The following is a 16,872-nucleotide window of genomic DNA, read 5'->3' as shown; positions in this document are numbered from 1 at the left end:
TAGAATCCTCCTCAGCTAGAAGCACTTGCATATTTTTTCACTGCTCGTTTAAAAAACGCACTGGCTAACATTAGCAAAACCGCAGCTAGCAAGCTGCCTCCGAATAAATAGGACAGGCTTACCCTGCCCACTAATGCTTCTGCAGGAATGGAAACGATAAAGGCGACAGGAACGATCCAGGTAAGCGCCAATTGGATTGGTTTCTGATATACATTGACCGGAAATCTACCCATCTGCATGATACTGTCGAATATACTCAACATCGGACTTCCGGCATACCAAAACGCCAAAGAGCTTAATAACAGCAGTATTGAGTACAACAGCAGTAAAGCATTGCAAATGGCCCATACAAACATCAGACAAGTGGATATTCCTATCGCTTCTTGCATTTGAGAAACGCCCAGCACCATCACCGCTACTCCCACCATAACATCAAACAGATTAAGCGGAGACCAGTATCTCGTGCTCACATAAAACTGGGTCTCAATCGGTTTGAGCAGCGTTAAATCAAATCCTCCAGTCCATAGCTCCCCTTCCATCCCGGCTAATGAGCCAAGGCTTGGACCAACAAATAGATTTTTCATTGCCAAAATAAAATAGTACACGCCCGATAATGCCAGCGTATCCGCAAAAGTCCAACTGTTAAGCGAATTTGTGTTGGAAAAGAGGATCGCGATCCCCCCAATCGTCCCGGTTAAATTAATTGCGGTATACAAAATTTTGATTAGAAAGTCACCGCGGAATGACGCTTCCTTTAGAAGCGCTGTAGAGAAAAACAATCTCAGCAAACGCATATATCTCAGCATGTTCCCTACCCTCCCACGGCCATGTATGCACGAATCCCTTTTTTCCACACTAAACGGTTACATAATATGATAACGACCGCCCAAACGAATTGAACAATTATGCCAAAAACAAGCTGTGAATGATCCAACTTTCCAAGGGAAAACTCTATCGGAAAGCTGATCATATATTGAAAAGGCAAATAATCCGAGATATCCTGCATAAATCCCGGAAGCAACGACGAAGGCGCTACCTGTCCGGCCAGCAAAAATACCAGGGTGTCATTAATAGAAAGCAAGGACTTGATTTTATTGGTGAAAAATGCAAACAGGGAAAGTGTATAGGCCAGCATAAATCTGATTATTTGAGCCATGAGAAGAAGATATACGGCCACCAGCAAGTCCAGACCGGATATAGCCAGTCTGAAGTTCAAAAAAATGGCAGCCACACCGGCAACAAATATAACAAAAGGCATACAGACGATTTTGACAGCCAAATCTGATGCAACCACATCGTAAAAAGGCGATATCGGCCTCAATAATACAATCGACATCTTGCCGCCATAGATTTGATCGCCGACCGTCCAGTGTGATGTAGGGTAGGTCAGCTGGTTCACAAGAATTAACAGAATATAATACCTCACAAAATCCTGCTGAGTGAACCCGGTTATGCTTCCATCTCCCGCAGCAACGGTCCAAACAAACATATAGATGATAGGTCCCATCATCCAACCAAGCGTCAATGTCCAGAAAAAACCTTTCTCAGCCATAAACCCGAACATAGTCCTACGTATCAGCGCAAAGCCTCCGCGAAAATTCAAAGGAGCCTCCCCTCTCGATACACTTCATCAATTACCGAATCGATTGGAGCATCATTGATTGTTACATTTCCAATGCAATAGCTATTAAAGATTTCTGAAACAATCTCAGGTACAGCTTCCTTCTGAATCTTAAACAATACGTAGCTTTCCGCAAGCTCCATGACCTGCAAGCTGTCAGTAAACTTCTCCTTTAGCTCTTCAATTGTGCCCGTTACGTCTTCATCCATAAAACTGACTTTGAGAATGCGGTAGGGAGCTATTTTACCGCTCAGTTGCTCCAGAGATCCGTCGTATAACAGCTTGCCTTGATTGATCAGCACAACCCGTTTACAAAGGGAAGAAATATCCTCCATATAGTGACTGGTAAGCAGGATGGTTGTCTCATGTTTTTGGTTATACTCCTTGATAAAACTGCGAAGCCGCAGCTGCATGCTAACATCCAGCCCCAAAGTAGGCTCATCCAAAAACAATACACGTGGCTGATGTAACAACGCTGCTGTTAATTCACACTTGGAGCGTTCTCCCAAAGAGAGATTCCGTGCCTGATTCTTAAGCAGATGCCCTATATCCAGTAGTTCTTTTAGCTCGTTGAGTCTTTGTTTAAAATCAGCATCAGAGACTCCGTATATTTCCTTCATCACAAAGAAAGAGTCCTCGACCGTAATATCCCAGGTTAACGTCGATTTGTTCCCCATTACCATACTGATGTTGCGCAGAAACTTATGTTGGCGTTCCCACGGTTTGAAGCCATAGACGGAAATGTTGCCTGATGTCGGATACAGGATACCGGAGAGCATCTTCAGCGTGGTTGTCTTTCCCGCGCCGTTAGGTCCGATGAACCCGACAATTTCTCCCGGCTCAACCCTGAGGTCGATACCTTTTACCGCCTCAACTTCGTTGTATTCCATTTTGATCAGACTTTTGAACGCATGCTTTAACCCATGTTCTCTTACAGGGACGCGATAGACCTTTCTCAGATTATCAATAATAATGCCCTCGTTCATTGCTGCCCCCTTAACTCTGCGACCACACTTAAGAATACAGCCAAAACATAATCGATCTGCTGATCAGTCAAATTGGGATAAATCGGCAAGCAGATATGACGCCGACAATAATCATCCGCTAGCGGATATTCCCCACTGAACTGTAGGGAAGCAGCGATCGGCTGCCTATGAAGCGGCGTTGCATATACCTCCCCTTGGAGCGAAACGCCTTTCTCCTTGAGTCTGTCCTTCAAATCGGAACTGTCAACGTCTAAAGGCACTATAACAATGTACTTATACCAACTGCATCTGTCCTGCGGCATCACAATCTCGAAATCAGGAAGATTTTTCGTAAAGAAGGAAGTATAACGGTTGGCGATCGCTTCCCGTTGTTCAATGATCGCGTCGAGCCGCTCAAACTGGGTAAGCGCTATCGTTGCTGTGATATCACTCATTCGATAATTATTGCCAAGCGAGGTGTGGTAAGTCTCCCAAGGCTGGGGCTTGCCATGATTGCGGAACATTCTTAGCTTCTCAGCCATTGAATGATCGTTTGTGACAATGATCCCTCCTTCCCCCGAGGTAATGATTTTCGTGGCAAAAAAGGAATAACTTCCGGCAATTCCGAAAGCTCCCGCACCTTTTCCGGCCATCCTGCTGCCATGTGCATGAGCGGCATCTTCAAATAACCAGAGCCCCTGCTCATCGCACCATTGCCTGATTTCTTCAATCTCCGGTGTAACAATTCCGCCAATATGTACGATAATAACCCCTCGGGTACGACTCGTGGCCTGCTTCTTTATTTCAGCCAGCGACACCGAAAATGTACGGGGATCAATATCAACAAGGCGAACATGCCCTCCGGCAAACAGGACACTGGAAGCCGTGGCAATAAACGTATTTGCCGGAACCAGCACTTCCTGCCCCTTTACTTCGAGCACTCTCATTACCGCTTCAATCGCACTTGTACCCGAATTAACCGCAATGGCATGAGTAACTCCTACATACCGGGCAAAACGTTCCTCCAGCTCCTGTACATACCTACCCTGACTCAACGCTCCTCTCGACAGACAATCATCAATTCGCTCCATAATGATACGCCGCTCCTGCTCAGAAAATGCAATATCGAGTGCGGGTACATCCATAACACCTTGTGTCAACTGCATGACGAACCTCCTCTACCAGTCATAGACTACAGTTTTCCCTTCAAAAAAGCCTTCCGCCGCTTGCCTGATAAATTGCTCCATATGTTCCGCATGAATATGTTGGGCAATTAGGCTGGTTACTTCAAGCTCTTGCTTCCCAATTCTGCGAGAGATTTCCTGAATACGGTCATGCGTTATGGATTCCTTAAGTATTCCAGGTCTTGTCAGATCAATAAATTGTATGTGCTGGTCTGGTGGATGGTTTTTTAAAGCCGAATGCCGTTGAACCTGCGAGAGCAGGTCCGAATCAAGTGCAACAATGGCTCTCTCCTCGCAGTCCCACACACCGCTGTTTAACCCGGCCCAAATCTCATCCTTGGCCTCCTTCTTTTCAACACTGAAGCTCAAATCTTCATCCTGCTCCAGCAACCTTAATAAAAGCTTTCCTAGCAGTCCCATTCCCCACAGTTCCACCGTTTTAATGCCTTCATCTGCCAGCTCTTCACACACATTTAGTGCCACACAAAACATAGGAACAAACGCAGCTGTCACAGGGTCTAAGTCGTTGGAAATAAAGATCTGACCATCCACCCCACTGTGCAGAGGGACACATACATCCTTTGTATAATGAGGAGAAAACACAAGAGCTTGGCCTACGCGATGCTCTGCTCCAAGCCCCGCTTTAGTCACTACTCCGACACTGGAGTAAGGATAATGCCCTGGTAAATGGCATGCCCCATGAAAAAGCTGCAAGCAGGATGGGTCCTTTACCGTTCCCGTTAAAGTAAAACGGTTGGTAATGAACAATTCATTAGGACCCGGTTCCGCCTTGCGAGCAGCGGTGAAGTGTACACTAGGCTGAGGTCCCGATTCAGTGAACTTATTGTACATAGCCGAAATAACCGTCTCCTTACTGTTTATATATGGTCAGGTATCCAGGTATAACGTCCGCCCACCATAGGCGAGTGGAAATTCGGCATCCAGCCATGTGCTGTAAACTCGCCAGCCGAGTCGAAACCAACCACAAGCATCGCCTTTCCTTCATATTTGCCGTTGGTAATCCACATCTTTGTCCTTATATCCGGTGTTTGTCCTGTCAGATGCCTCATGCGGGCGACAAATACCAGATACCGCTCCAGACTCATTCCCAATTTTCCGGTTTTCTTGTATGTACGCTGTATTTCCACAGCCGTCCGATCCAGCATATCCGGTTCGGTTGTCCGCGGAACGGTGAACCAGAAATCCTCAATTTCCGGAGTTGCTGCGACCAGTTCACTCTCCAGCGCCCAATTGCGGATATTAAACAAGCAGCCTAATTGCTTGCGACTGACGCCTTGGGGAACACATAAAATGATCTCGTTTCTTCGGTCCGCTTCTTCTAATTCTTCTCTCGTAAACTGCGGCATCCGAAGTGAAAATTTTCGCTGGATGATATATTCGATTCCTAATGTTCTGTACCAATTCTCCATCTCGCTCCGGATGTATTCCGGAGAATGTGTGTCGTGGACATCGCTTTGAAACCTGAACATATCCTCCTTCTGAAGCAAGTGCTCATCGAGCATGACGCCAATCGTATGCAGCGTTTGTTGTCTTAATAGCTCCTTCTCAATCATCGCCCAACCTCCTGTACTGTGTTCAATGCCGACAATATTTCAGGTATGACTGTAAAAAGATCGCCTACGATCCCATATGTGGAGTAATCAAAGATAGGTGCATTGCGATCCGTATTTATTGCAATTATCGTCTCCGAATGATGCATCCCAACCTTATGCTGCACTGCCCCAGACACTCCGCAGGCGATGTACAGTTTGGGCTTGACCATTTTACCTGTCAGTCCGACTTGATGCATACTATCCATCCATCCACATTCTACAAGCGGTCTGGTAACCGCTACTTTCCCCCCAAGCGCATCGGCGAGCGCATAGATTAAACGAAGATTGTCTGCGTTTTGAATGCCTCTCCCGGCAGCAACAATAATTTCTGTAGTCTCGATGTTCTCCTTGCCCGCGGCTTCTTCAATTACTCCCATAAACTGCAGGACTGAGGAAGAGCAAGAATACAGGGAGCTTAGATCAACAATCTTGCCCTGCGCGACGTGTGCGGTCTCAGCAGCGGAATAAAAATTGGTTTTTACAGTTGCCATTTGCGGCCGTCTTGCCGGTATTTTTATCTCAGCGAATTGCTCGCCCATTTGCGTCGGTCTGGTAATAATAAAATCCCCGTGATCCGGTCCCATCTTCAAATCGATGCAATCGGCGCATAGCCCCGTCCGCAGGCGAACTGCGACTCTGGGGAAAATAGACCTCCCCCATGCGGTAGCCATACCTAGTACGACAGACGGTCTTTGATCCCGGAGCACCGCAGAAATCAAATTATAATGAATATCTTCGGCGTAACGCTGTATTCCCGGTTTGTTCACCATCCACACCTCATCTACTCCCCACTGAAGCAGACGCTGGGCTAGGTCTTCTATACGCTCTCCGACCACCAAAGCGTAAATGCGCTGGGCTCTCATAGCCTGCAGCTGTTTTGCTGCGGTAACCAGTTCCGGAAAATATGAAGAGAGAGCGCCTTCAGCATGTTCCACAACAAGGCAAATACCCTCATGCTCAGGGTACGGTTGTCTGGTCTCCTGTGCCCTGTCTTTCATTATAATGGCTTGGTTAGGACAGCAAGACGTGCAGACTGAGCAATAAGTACATGCCGCAACGTCGATACGCAAGCCCTCATCCTCATCCTTGATTGCAGCGGCGGGACAGCGTTTTAAACACAGGAGGCAATATGTGCATTGTTCCTGATCAATCCTAATCATCCATTTCTAACCTCGCTGATTTTGCTGATTATCGGCTCCAATACCCGTAGATATTCATCGCTTTCTAGCAAAATCCCCTTTCTTTCGGAGTGCTGTTCGTACACTGAAACTACTTCAGTAGCCGAGCCTGCCAAACCAACCGTCTGTGGGTCAAGGCCAAGGTCATGACAGGACCATACCAGAATATCCTTGGTTCTGGCATGCAATTTGGCAGCAATTGTTAGCGGTTTCAACTCAGAGACGGCTGTCATTCCACCAATACTCAATACTGCCGGAAGCCGGCAAGACTGTCTGGTTGTTACCCCTTCGTCATGCTGGCGGTGGAACAATACCTCATCGGTCGAAATATCCTCAAACCGTGTTACATTTATCGCGTGGGGGATATCTAGATACTCGCCGATTCCCGGACTTACCTGACCGGTATCACTGTCGGTTGAATGGCTGCCGGTCAGAACCAGATCACATCCACCAAGCTTCTCAACAGCACGAGCCAGTACCAGCGATGTCGCCAATGTATCCGAACCGGCAAAAGAAGCGTCGCTGAGCAGGACTGCCTCATCGATTCCATAACCCATAAACTCCTGCAGAGCCGTTTTACAACCGGGAGGGGCCATGGAAATAAGAGTTACATTAGCATTACAGCTATTCTTCAGCTCCAATGCCACATGGATGGCTTGCCGGTCCGGATAGTTTAGCTCAAAGGTTGCCTTCGGTGGCGGTGAGGCCGAGATCTTACGGCCATCAGCAATGCCACGCACATCGCCTTTGTTCACGTGTGCAATAAACTTTAAACAAACCACTATTCGCAATATATCGCTCCTCCCATCACATTCTGCTGCTTTTTTATCAGAGAAACGTATGTCAAAATGTTTCCAAAAGTACTATTCTTCGCCAGATTACCATTTCCCTTTATTATCATAATATGATTATCATCACATAATTGGAATGAACAATTATTATAGTATAATAATGTCATTTATTTCATTTTCATTTACATATAAGGGGAATATGGAGGTGTAAATTGAGTAAAATTACTTTACCCGTTTCCGATCCACTAATAAATACTTCCAACGCCTATGGGACTTTGTTTTCTATTATTTCTTCGGATAACCGCATATGGCCCTGGGTTTATTCCAACTTCATTCAGCTGAGATATGTAACGGATTGGGAAACTTACTTTTTTGACAATCATGAGCTTCTTGTTGATTATTGCCCATTTCTCAATAAGTTCATATTGCCTAGAACCATCATTTCCAAGTGGTCTTCCTTTACGGATTTTGTAGTAGACTCTATCAACGGCGATTGCTATGTATGGTGCCATCTCGACCGGTACTTTATATCTGCATTTCAGGAGTTCGGCCAAGAGCACCGTTTTCACGAGACATTAATTTACGGCTACGATCTTGATCGCCAAACAGTCTGCATTCGGGACAATATTACGGGCGGTAAATTTATGACCGCTCAATGCACCTTTTCCGAACTGGAATCCGCCTTTGACTATCTGTCCGGGGAAGAAAATTTTATTACGCGTGTAACTTTGCTTAGCAAAATCGATGCAGAATTTGATTTAAACGTCGAACAGATTGTCGACAGCTTGCAGCGATATCTATCCTCCAAGCGCTCATTCGATTTTATTAACCATACCACTACCAGCATCTATGGACAAAGTGTTTACCAACACCTCATTTATCAAATGGAGCATCCTAAAGAAGATGACCCTGAGCTTGACATTAGAGCCTATCATTTGCTGTGGGAGCATAAGAAGCTTATGGTTTTAAGACTTAAATATCTCCAACAAATAAAACTCCTGCTGCAAAGCGACCGATGGATTGAGCGTTGTACTGAGCTTGAAGAACGCTCTCTTCTGAACAGAAATATGGTGCTTCGGTATAATCTGTCCATGGACCCCAAGGTGCTAGACGCACTCAAACATTCTCTGTTGACCATACAAACAGACGAAACCAAATTATTGGGCGAAATAATAAGCGCGCTCGGCTCCAAGGGATGAATTGGAGAATTAGCAGCAGTTGGAGGGACAATTATGCAGACGTTGCAGACGTTAGAAATGGAATATTACTATAATTCTGCAGGGGAGCCTATTGCAGAGGTACAGTCACTGGGAAACTGCTATACCCGTAATATTTTTTTCATGCTAAAGAGGTATGTCAATGATTCTAGCGTATTGTACAAGATGTTTTTAGATGATTTTAATCTGAAATTAGTTACCCATACTGACAGTGACCAGTTTGAATTAAGCTTGAACGAGATCAAAGATCCCGAGGATTATATAACAGTCGCTAATAAACATACTTTTAGCAACAATGCAGAGGCAGCCATCCAGACGATAGAGACACTGTTAGCAAATAACGAAGTCGTATTTGTCAATACGTTAATGAAACGAGTCCCCTTTTATAGAACATTTGAATTAAACCCGGCTCTGGAAACAGATCATATTGTGGATGGGCATATATTTTTGATCCTAGGGCAGACGGCAACTGATTTTTATTTCTTGGACAATTATATAAATTACAACAAAGAGTATTTCAAGCCTTATCCGCATAACAAAAATATCGGTCAAGATGCCAAAACTTCGTTTATGGATGCCTACAATCGGCAGTTTTCCTGTTTCACAGTACATCCTAATCAAGATGAGCTTGCTGAATTGCCAGCCCGAGCCTCGCTCATTTTAAGAACCGCACTATCGAATTATTATAAGCCGCCCTCTTGTACCGAAGGCCGCCTGGAATATATCGGACGATCAGCCATCCAGGAACTGAACAATCTGTTTGCAAGTGGACGTTTCATCCTCAATACAAAGATTTCAAACCGCCCCCATGACCTTTACTCTTTAACCCGGACGACGCTCACCCGTCATTCAGATAGGAAAAAAGTATTGCTGTTGCTGCTGAATTCCTTAGCAAATCCTAATGCTCTCAGCGATGTCATTCATTGTGCTCGGCAAAGCATCGAACAATGGGAACTTTTAAGGAATGTTATGACCAGGCAGTATATCATGAATGAATTTACACTTACTGACCAGATGGAAGAATACATGGCCTATGTCCTTCATGCGGAAGACCTGTTTTATCATTCCATTGAAAAAAACATCGATAATTTATGCCAAATATAGGATATAAGCGTAACGCCTCATCCTAGAAAAAAAGAGACTTGTCAAATAGACAGGTCTCTTTAAAGTATTTACCGCATTGCCACTTATCACGGCTAATAACAACTTCGCTAACGACATGGAAGGAACGGAGGGTCCGGGTAAGGCTTTTGCTCATATCCCCCTCCATCCTCCACCCCTTTAAGTCGCTATTCGGGCTTACACACTAGTCAGAATAATAGGCTCACCTTTAGTCACGATAATCGTATGTTCAAACTGCGCTACCCGACCGTTATCTACAACACTTAGCGTCCAGCCATCCGATTGCTGCTCAACATAGTCCGCTCCAGTCGAGAGGAAAGGCTCTACTGTAATTACTTGTCCTTCCTTCAGTACTGTGGTCACTCTTGGATTATAGAAGGGTAGAATTTCAAAAGGCTTCTCATGCAGTGATTTGCCAATTCCGTGGCTGCACAGATTACGCACCACTCTATACCCGCGTTTCCGAGCTTCTAATTCCATCATTCTGCCGATCTCGTTAACCTTCATCCCTGCCCGCAGATGATTGATTACACTCATCATGGTTTCCTCAGTACTCCGGCATAAACGCAGAATATCATCGTTATAGGGCGGCAGTTGAAAAGAAACGCCAGCATCCCCATAATACCCATTCAGCTCAGCAGAGACATCAATGTTGATCAAATCGCCAGCATTAATCACTCTCGGACCCGGAATACCATGAGCAACCTCTTCGTTCACACTGATGCAGGTGCTGCCCGGGAAATTATAAGTTATCTTCGGGGCTGAGGATGCTCCGAAGCTTTCCAGAATCTCAGCTCCAATAAGATCCAACTCCGCAGTCGTCATCCCAGGGGTTACTTTCTTTTTCATCTCGGCGATGGTGTGGCCCACCACTTTTCCAATAGCTTTTAACCCTTCTAAATCTTGTACCGTATCACTTGTCATCCAACACACATTCCTCTCACTTCATGAATTAATCAATTGTCCAGCCTCTGAAATGCACTCCCTACCCACTGAAAAGTATCTTCCACTTGTTTGCCTGCTGCGTTATCGTAGTAACTTCTCTTGAAGCTATGCTCATCAACTTTATCCAGCTTTATGGAATACCGCTCAGGACTGCTGATAAACAGCTGATTTTCAGGTTTAATAGGCAGTTCTTCTATCACGTTATTTCTTCTGAGTGTAAAAAGCTTATAGAAATAACCGTTACTCGTTCCATATTGTCCGATCGTAAAATCGGGATCACCATCTCCATTATAATCCTCAAACTGAAGCTGGAAAAAATCATTAAAGGTCTGGGCAAATTGATCATTTAACGGATAGCTACTCAGCGTTTTCCCTTGTTCATCAGTCACAACTAGTCTAAATCGGCCACTCCAGTTTCTTCCCGTTAACGGACTGGGTGTAGTCCAATCTTCGCTATATGTCCCCTCTAGCAGTTGCAGATTTAAAAATCCCGCTCTGCCTGTGACCGGAGACAGTTCATTATGTGATAGGGTTACTGGACCTGTTACCTCGACAGAAGTCTCCACAGGGTCTGCCTGTTCAATGTTCTCCGTATCGATTGTTCCATAAATGAGCTTTCTTAACTGGTCAGAGTTTTTCACAGGAATCGTGTAGCCCTGACTGCTGTTCTCCGCTGTAGTAAACATCCCTTCATGTCCAAGTTGATCTCCAAGCGCTATGTAATAGTCTTCCGAATAGCCGTCCCCATAAACAAGCTTCATTTCAAATTCCGGACCCCAATCCAGATCATCAGAAAATTTTTTACTCTTGTTCATAGCCTCCGCAAGCGTCTTGATCAAAACAGAATCCTTTAGCGTTAAGCTCTCTGAGTGCAAAGGACGATCCGCTTGTTTCTGATCACTAGTTGCCACGGGTGTCAACGACACGCCTTCGATCCATCTGGCATTGATGAAGCCCAAATCACTTTTACATCCGCTTAACACTACGACCAATAACAAAGGTGCTATCCATATTAACCGCCTAATGCGAATCGCCTCCAATACATAAGCATATTCCAATTATAACAGTGTCGTTAAATATATAAAAACGACTTTACTAACACGCGATTAAAAAAAGACTACAACCTGCTTATTAAAGCGTGGTTCTAGTCTTAAAATGACAATTGATTAGATTGCTCCCATCGTTTTGAGCCAAGCATCCGCAATAAGTGCATGACCTGCAGGAGTAGGATGTACTCCATCATATGCCCAGTAAGCCGGTTCTGCTTTTACGGAGGCCGCTGCAAAAAGTCCATCTAGCGGAACCAGCGGCGCCCCATATTCACGTGCCAGCTCGCGGACAATATGAATTTTAGGATCAAGATCCTGACGCCAAGTTCTACGATCTTCCGGTACAGGCAAAACAAAAGGCTCTATAAGCACTAATTTAGCATCCAAAGATTTCTGAGTGCGTTTAATCAGGTCCCGATATGAAGCTTCAAACTGCTCGGGAGTGGTTTCTTCACCAGAATCAAAACGGCGCCAAGTGTCGTTAATTCCAATATAAATGGACACCCAAGTCGGCTTCAAATCCAGGCAATCCTTATCCCAACGCCCCTGTAAATCAACAATACGGTTGCCACCAATGCCACGGTTAATAAAAGTAAGATTCTTCTCTGGATATAAATACCCCAGACGAGCGGCGACCATCATTGCATAACCCACTCCAAGCGATGAAGCGTCTTCATGATTACGTCCCCAGTCTGTTATGCTGTCACCTTGAAACAGAATGACATCGTTTTGTTGGAATATCATAAATGAAATCCTCCTCTAACTACCTCTGTTAATATAACCCAATCTATTATATCAAATACAATGAATACAGCCTACTACGAAACATCAATAATGCAAACATTTCACTAAAAAAACAATAACAAAAACCCCGCTCAGATTCGAGCAGGGTTTAGGGTTAAACTATATTAGTAAGCTAGGCTGAACAATCCTTTAATGTGGGACAAGTAACGAATATTACTTGCTTCCTTCATCAGAGTTGCAGGCAAGCCTTTTAACGGAGTAGAACTTGCACCAACGATGGCTACACCGTCTTTACGGCCTAAGCTAGCAAGCGTACCAGAGTTGATTGGGCTAAAGCTTTCAAACGATTTATTTTTCAAGAAGGCATACAGATTGTATCCGATCAATTCACCCATTTGCCAAGCGATTTGAGCAGTTGGAGGGTATGGACGTCCATCTTCTGCAAAGACCACCGCGCTGTCACCAGCAACGAATACATCTTTGTGAGAAGTGGATTGCAAGAACTCATTCACCGTTGCACGACCGCGGTTAACTTCAAGACCGGATTCGCCGATGAGTGGATTTCCTTGTACGCCACCAGTCCATACAAACGTGTTAGCAATAATTTTTTGACCGTCTTTCAAGTCAATCGCATTGCCTTCTACATTCGTAACAGGAAGACCTGTCAAGAATTGAACACCACGTTTTTCCAAGCTTGCTACAGCACGTTCGATCAATGCATCTGGCAATACTGGAAGGATTTTAGGACCTGCTTCAACGAGCATAAGCTTAATTTCTTTAGGATCAACGCCATATTTTTTAGTAAGTGTAGGCAATACATCCGCGATTTCACCAACAAGCTCAACACCTGTTAAGCCGCCGCCACCGATCAGGATGTTTGCATCTGCTTCATTTTTCGATTTCGCATATTCACGAATACGATCCTCAATATGTTGATGAATTTTGTTAGCATCTGCAGCTGATTTCAATACCATACTGTATTGTTCAAGCCCTGGAATGCCAAAATAAGCTGTAGTGCTGCCAAGACCTACAACAAGCGCATCATAAGTAAGTGTCACACCATCAGAAAGAACAATTTGTTTGTTCTCCACAGAAAATGAATTAACCTTCGCGATTTTCAGGTCAATATCTTTACCTGCGAAAAGCTTAGTTAGAGGCATAGCAACAGCACCCTCTGCAACACTACCTGCTGCAAGACGATGCAATTCTGTGATGATTTGGTGGGTAGGATACTGATTAACTACAGTAATTTTAGCTTCATCTTTTTTGAGATACTTGCGTACGGTTAAGGCGCTTAGTAGACCACCATAACCTGCTCCTAGAATGACAATATGTTTAGACATGATGTTTCCTCCGTCCCTTACGAATAAGATATGAAAATGATTATTTCTGCTTACTGCGTTCTCCAGCAACTTGAAGGTATGCATTTACGAAACGGAAAAGCTTTTGTGCTTGTGGATCTTTCAACAACTTCATAAGACCAAAAAGACCAATAACTTCGTTACTTTCATTCGCACGATCTTTTGCTTCGATCACTGTAGCTGCCATATTCTTCGCGGAATGCACTACAGGTTCAGCAAGTTCTTTAATTGCACTTACCGTATCACTTTTCAAGACATCATCCGCTGCGACAGTTTGCACAAAGTCATAGGACTTTGTAAGCACGCCAACAAGCTCAGTTAATTTTGGCAGCTGTTCCACCAAGACTGTTAATGATTCCTGAACTTCTGGTTTCAAGAGCTGCTCTAGAACATCCATTTGTTCCTTGCTAACAGCTACTTTTGGTGATTCTTGTTCAGGTTGTGTTTGAGTGATTGATTCTGACATATCCAAATCTCCTCTGCAATAAGCTTTGCTGCTTAATAGTAATGAAAAACATAAGAACTTTTAACGCCATATTTCTATTATAGCACTTATCAAGTTATAAATGTCACAAAGTTTTTGAATTTCCATAAAATTTTGTGATTTTTATTACATTATAATAAATTATTTAAATTACCAGTGTTAATTAAAACCGTTTGAGTGAATTAATGTACAAATTCATTCAAATTCTTCTCAGTTTTCAATAAAACATCCACAATGTCCATATTCTTCTCTGTTAGAAGTAACCTGAAATAAAGAGAACGCAGGAAGTTCTTTGTATTTATTCGAGTAACGTACTGGCTGTGGCTTCTAGGCCAACTGCCACATTGCGCCAAGTTGAGAATCCAATCGGTTATAGACTGCTGTGGAAGTAAATGATGATCGATGATTGTAACTATAATAGTAGCAATCCGTTCATCTTCTTCCTCCCTGAATATGTATTGATCGTTATAAAGCATCTTTTGAACAACTGTCAGAACCTCTTCCCGCACCTCGGCATCACTCTCCGAGCATAAAACCAGCTCATCCAAGGCGTCTGCGCCATGTGCTGCTGCGTGTGCCCAGCCTTCTTTTTCCATATAACCTCTTAAATCCCGTTCTTCCTTATAATAACGAATTAAACCCTGCTTCACCTTTGTAAATTCAGAGCTATCCAATATAGCCTTTTCCCTATTCCGCTGGAGAATAAGAGCAACAACCAATACAGAAAATGTTCTTGTATACACCGTCTGATCTTCTTTGTTCCCAATGTGATAAAACAGATGCTGCTCGTCAAGGAGTATCCACAGCAGTTCACGAAGCTCCGCATCATTAAACCAATGTTTCTCATTAATCCATTTGTAGAATGTGGAATAAATCAATTCATCACGCAGCACAGGCTCGGGATCTCCTAAATGCTCAAGCATCAACTTCACATAATCCTTTATGTCCTGTCCACTTCTAAGCTCGTAGTCATTCTCTTCGATTCTTTGTAAATCTATCATCAATCGTTCTCTACTATTAATCAATTTATCCACCCTTTCATTCACCGTGTTTTTACATATCCTAATATCCTAATTTATGTCCTATTTTTTGACAACAGGGTATTCAAGATTAACTTCAATAAATTTTATCATTGACGAATTTTATAGGCTGTGTTATTTTGAGTTAGTAACATTTAGTTAGTACATTTACAAATATCAGGTGTTTATATTTTACAACTGAATACATACACAACGGAGGAATACTTATGAGCGCTTTTACAGACTTGATTCAGTCCCGCAGATCCGCTATGAATTTTGTGGAAGGGGTCACCATCCCTCAAAATGAATTAGAGGAAATGTTCTCTTACGCCAGATTGGCACCATCGGCCTATAATCTACAGCATACAAATTACAAAGTGATATCTAACGAGAGCTTAAAAGAAGAAATTCGCGAAGCGGCTTACGGCCAATATAAAATCCATACTGCTTCAGCAGTTATTGTAGTGCTAGGAGATAAGCATGCTTATCAGCAGGCTCCAGAAATCTATGGCGGGCTTAAAGCTTTAGGAGCGATGTCACAAGAGGAATATGATGAGCAAATAGAGATGATTAACAATGCTTACATTGATAAGGATGCTTTTCAAAGAGATGAAGCAATACGTAACGCCTCTCTCTCGGCCATGCACTTTATGCTGATCGCCAAAGATAAAGGCTGGGATACCTGCCCGATGATCGGCTTCGATGCTGATGTTATCCAATCCACCTTGAATCTGCCGGATCATATGGTACCTGTTATGCTGATCACGATCGGCAAAGACAAAAAACATAAAATCAGACCCCGCGGCTACCGTAAGCCAGTCAACGAATTCGTTGAGTTCATCTGATTATAGATACAGCAAAACGTTCCATCCGAGGCAAGTAGCGGGTGGAACGTTTTTTTAATTGGAACTCATCATGAAGATAATGAACCGTGTGCCCGATATAGAAGAGGTGCTCTACTTCGCATATTGTAAAATGGCAATCGCTGCTCGTTCCCGTCGTTCGGAGTCATCACAAATCAAAGCTTCTTTCAAAATATTAAGCGCCTTAGAGAGCGTCTCCTCATCCAATTCCAGCGGACTATTCACTTCTTGTTCATTAGCAGAAACACCTGTAATCCACAGATCCAAGCGAGCACTTGGTTTTGGACCCTTAAATTGTACAACCGGTGCACTTTGGTTAAATAACTCCCGCACGCCTGCGTTTAGTTCAGAAATCGGCAGACTTTTCAACCACGTTACACCACGCCGATGGCATGTACCCTCGTCAACATTATCATTTAACTCGTTGTAAAAATAATCTCCGAGGTCTCCGAGATGTACCCAATCTCCATCGGCCACCAGCACATAATCTCCATCTTGCATCGTATGTACAAATAGCTGAAGGGCTTGCAGATGTTGCATAAGCTCCGGCTCACTATATTGGTAAGTACCGATTAATCGATCACGAAGTTCCTCTATGCTTAGATTCTCCAGATCCCCTATTCCGGGGTAGCCGATACTCACATAATTATCCTCCAAAAATGTGCTGATCCGCTCAATCCCCAGTAGCTTAGATCCCATCCGAAACAGATTCATAT

The 16,872-nt window shown here is 43.8% G+C and carries 18 protein-coding genes; 3 read left to right on the top strand and 15 right to left on the bottom strand.

The annotated features are described in order from the left end of the window. Positions 1 to 11: 11 nt before the first annotated feature. The 8 genes from NSQ66_RS11605 to NSQ66_RS11570 form a co-directional block, all read right to left on the bottom strand. Complete coding sequence (locus tag NSQ66_RS11605; protein WP_036685913.1) at positions 12 to 806, bottom strand: ABC-2 family transporter protein; 795 nt, start codon at positions 804 to 806, stop codon at positions 12 to 14. A 5-nt stretch (positions 807 to 811) separates the two neighbouring features. Then, a complete protein-coding gene (locus NSQ66_RS11600) occupies positions 812 to 1,603 on the bottom strand; it encodes an ABC-2 family transporter protein (RefSeq protein WP_036685911.1) in 792 nt (263 codons plus the stop codon). Further along, entirely contained in the window at positions 1,600 to 2,607 is a 1,008-nt protein-coding gene (locus NSQ66_RS11595) for an ATP-binding cassette domain-containing protein (protein WP_036685909.1), read from the bottom strand. Before NSQ66_RS11595 ends, NSQ66_RS11600 begins: the two co-directional genes overlap by 4 nt. Next, positions 2,604 to 3,752: a DegT/DnrJ/EryC1/StrS family aminotransferase gene (locus NSQ66_RS11590; RefSeq protein ID WP_052096964.1), complete on the bottom strand. Its 1,149-nt coding sequence runs from the start codon at positions 3,750 to 3,752 to the stop codon at positions 2,604 to 2,606. The genes NSQ66_RS11595 and NSQ66_RS11590 overlap by 4 nt, the downstream gene beginning before the upstream one ends. A 12-nt stretch (positions 3,753 to 3,764) precedes the next feature. After that, complete coding sequence (locus NSQ66_RS11585) at positions 3,765 to 4,622, bottom strand: hypothetical protein (protein ID WP_036685907.1); 858 nt, start codon at positions 4,620 to 4,622, stop codon at positions 3,765 to 3,767. Positions 4,623 to 4,648: 26 nt separating this feature from the next. Then, positions 4,649 to 5,344 (bottom strand): hypothetical protein, encoded by a 696-nt coding sequence (locus NSQ66_RS11580; protein ID WP_076141742.1) that lies wholly within the window; start codon positions 5,342 to 5,344, stop codon positions 4,649 to 4,651. Beyond that, positions 5,341 to 6,381 (bottom strand): electron transfer flavoprotein subunit alpha/FixB family protein, encoded by a 1,041-nt coding sequence (locus NSQ66_RS11575; protein ID WP_244886467.1) that lies wholly within the window; start codon positions 6,379 to 6,381, stop codon positions 5,341 to 5,343. The genes NSQ66_RS11580 and NSQ66_RS11575 overlap by 4 nt, the downstream gene beginning before the upstream one ends. 158 nt (positions 6,382 to 6,539) lie before the next feature. After that, a complete protein-coding gene (locus tag NSQ66_RS11570) occupies positions 6,540 to 7,343 on the bottom strand; it encodes an electron transfer flavoprotein subunit beta/FixA family protein (RefSeq protein WP_249267739.1) in 804 nt (267 codons plus the stop codon). A gap of 221 nt (positions 7,344 to 7,564) precedes the next feature. Here NSQ66_RS11570 and NSQ66_RS11565 point away from each other — a divergent pair, with 221 nt between their 5' ends. Next, positions 7,565 to 8,551 (top strand): hypothetical protein, encoded by a 987-nt coding sequence (locus NSQ66_RS11565; protein ID WP_076100704.1) that lies wholly within the window; start codon positions 7,565 to 7,567, stop codon positions 8,549 to 8,551. A gap of 33 nt (positions 8,552 to 8,584) precedes the next feature. Next, positions 8,585 to 9,673 carry a hypothetical protein gene (locus NSQ66_RS11560; RefSeq protein WP_036685899.1) on the top strand — a complete coding sequence of 363 codons (1,089 nt, stop codon included), beginning with the start codon at positions 8,585 to 8,587 and terminating at the stop codon, positions 9,671 to 9,673. A gap of 195 nt (positions 9,674 to 9,868) precedes the next feature. Here the strand turns inward: NSQ66_RS11560 and map are convergent, their stop codons facing one another. From map to NSQ66_RS11530, 6 genes are all read right to left on the bottom strand, one after another. Further along, on the bottom strand, positions 9,869 to 10,615 hold the full coding sequence (gene map / locus NSQ66_RS11555) for a type I methionyl aminopeptidase (protein WP_076100706.1): 747 nt from the start codon (positions 10,613 to 10,615) through the stop codon (positions 9,869 to 9,871). 32 nt (positions 10,616 to 10,647) lie between these two features. Then, positions 10,648 to 11,628, bottom strand: coding sequence for a hypothetical protein (locus tag NSQ66_RS11550; RefSeq protein WP_339279692.1), 981 nt, complete (start codon positions 11,626 to 11,628; stop codon positions 10,648 to 10,650). Between the two features lie 174 nt (positions 11,629 to 11,802). Further along, entirely contained in the window at positions 11,803 to 12,429 is a 627-nt protein-coding gene (locus tag NSQ66_RS11545; RefSeq protein ID WP_076100709.1) for an SGNH/GDSL hydrolase family protein, read from the bottom strand. Between the two features lie 164 nt (positions 12,430 to 12,593). Next, positions 12,594 to 13,772, bottom strand: a complete 1,179-nt coding sequence (locus NSQ66_RS11540) for an NAD(P)/FAD-dependent oxidoreductase (protein ID WP_036685891.1) — start codon at positions 13,770 to 13,772, stop codon at positions 12,594 to 12,596. Positions 13,773 to 13,812: 40 nt separating this feature from the next. Next, positions 13,813 to 14,256, bottom strand: coding sequence for a DUF1641 domain-containing protein (locus tag NSQ66_RS11535; RefSeq protein WP_036685888.1), 444 nt, complete (start codon positions 14,254 to 14,256; stop codon positions 13,813 to 13,815). Positions 14,257 to 14,456: 200 nt separating this feature from the next. Further along, on the bottom strand, positions 14,457 to 15,275 hold the full coding sequence (locus NSQ66_RS11530; RefSeq protein ID WP_256720277.1) for a DUF2785 domain-containing protein: 819 nt from the start codon (positions 15,273 to 15,275) through the stop codon (positions 14,457 to 14,459). Positions 15,276 to 15,520: 245 nt separating this feature from the next. On the opposite strand from NSQ66_RS11530, the gene NSQ66_RS11525 reads away from it, so the two are divergent. After that, positions 15,521 to 16,138, top strand: coding sequence for a nitroreductase family protein (locus NSQ66_RS11525; protein ID WP_036685885.1), 618 nt, complete (start codon positions 15,521 to 15,523; stop codon positions 16,136 to 16,138). A 111-nt stretch (positions 16,139 to 16,249) separates the two neighbouring features. On the opposite strand, the gene NSQ66_RS11520 is transcribed toward NSQ66_RS11525, so the two are convergent. Then, a complete protein-coding gene (locus NSQ66_RS11520; RefSeq protein WP_051491419.1) occupies positions 16,250 to 16,870 on the bottom strand; it encodes a hypothetical protein in 621 nt (206 codons plus the stop codon). Positions 16,871 to 16,872 lie beyond the last annotated feature (2 nt).

This window comes from Paenibacillus sp. FSL H3-0329 (assembly GCF_037963285.1).
Taxonomy (GTDB): domain Bacteria; phylum Bacillota; class Bacilli; order Paenibacillales; family Paenibacillaceae; genus Paenibacillus_AQ; species Paenibacillus_AQ odorifer.
The sequence above is the reverse complement of the archived record's forward strand: the minus strand, read 5'-3'. Positions and strand labels throughout refer to the sequence as shown.

Bases quoted from the DNA above. Each gene is read 5' to 3' on its own strand.
- NSQ66_RS11590 (WP_052096964.1), bottom strand. From the start codon at position 3,752: ATGCAGTTGACACAAGGTGTTATGGATGTACCCGCACTCGATATTGCA.
- NSQ66_RS11595 (WP_036685909.1), bottom strand. From the start codon at position 2,607: ATGAACGAGGGCATTATTATTGATAATCTGAGAAAGGTCTATCGCGTC.
- NSQ66_RS11535 (WP_036685888.1), bottom strand. From the start codon at position 14,256: ATGTCAGAATCAATCACTCAAACACAACCTGAACAAGAATCACCAAAA.
- NSQ66_RS11545 (WP_076100709.1), bottom strand. From the start codon at position 12,429: ATGATATTCCAACAAAACGATGTCATTCTGTTTCAAGGTGACAGCATA.
- NSQ66_RS11530 (WP_256720277.1), bottom strand. From the start codon at position 15,275: ATGATAGATTTACAAAGAATCGAAGAGAATGACTACGAGCTTAGAAGT.
- NSQ66_RS11580 (WP_076141742.1), bottom strand. From the start codon at position 5,344: ATGATTGAGAAGGAGCTATTAAGACAACAAACGCTGCATACGATTGGC.
- NSQ66_RS11520 (WP_051491419.1), bottom strand. From the start codon at position 16,870: ATGAATCTGTTTCGGATGGGATCTAAGCTACTGGGGATTGAGCGGATC.
- NSQ66_RS11585 (WP_036685907.1), bottom strand. From the start codon at position 4,622: ATGTACAATAAGTTCACTGAATCGGGACCTCAGCCTAGTGTACACTTC.
- NSQ66_RS11540 (WP_036685891.1), bottom strand. From the start codon at position 13,772: ATGTCTAAACATATTGTCATTCTAGGAGCAGGTTATGGTGGTCTACTA.
- NSQ66_RS11605 (WP_036685913.1), bottom strand. From the start codon at position 806: ATGCTGAGATATATGCGTTTGCTGAGATTGTTTTTCTCTACAGCGCTT.
- NSQ66_RS11560 (WP_036685899.1), top strand. From the start codon at position 8,585: ATGCAGACGTTGCAGACGTTAGAAATGGAATATTACTATAATTCTGCA.
- map (WP_076100706.1), bottom strand. From the start codon at position 10,615: ATGACAAGTGATACGGTACAAGATTTAGAAGGGTTAAAAGCTATTGGA.
- NSQ66_RS11525 (WP_036685885.1), top strand. From the start codon at position 15,521: ATGAGCGCTTTTACAGACTTGATTCAGTCCCGCAGATCCGCTATGAAT.
- NSQ66_RS11575 (WP_244886467.1), bottom strand. From the start codon at position 6,381: ATGAAAGACAGGGCACAGGAGACCAGACAACCGTACCCTGAGCATGAG.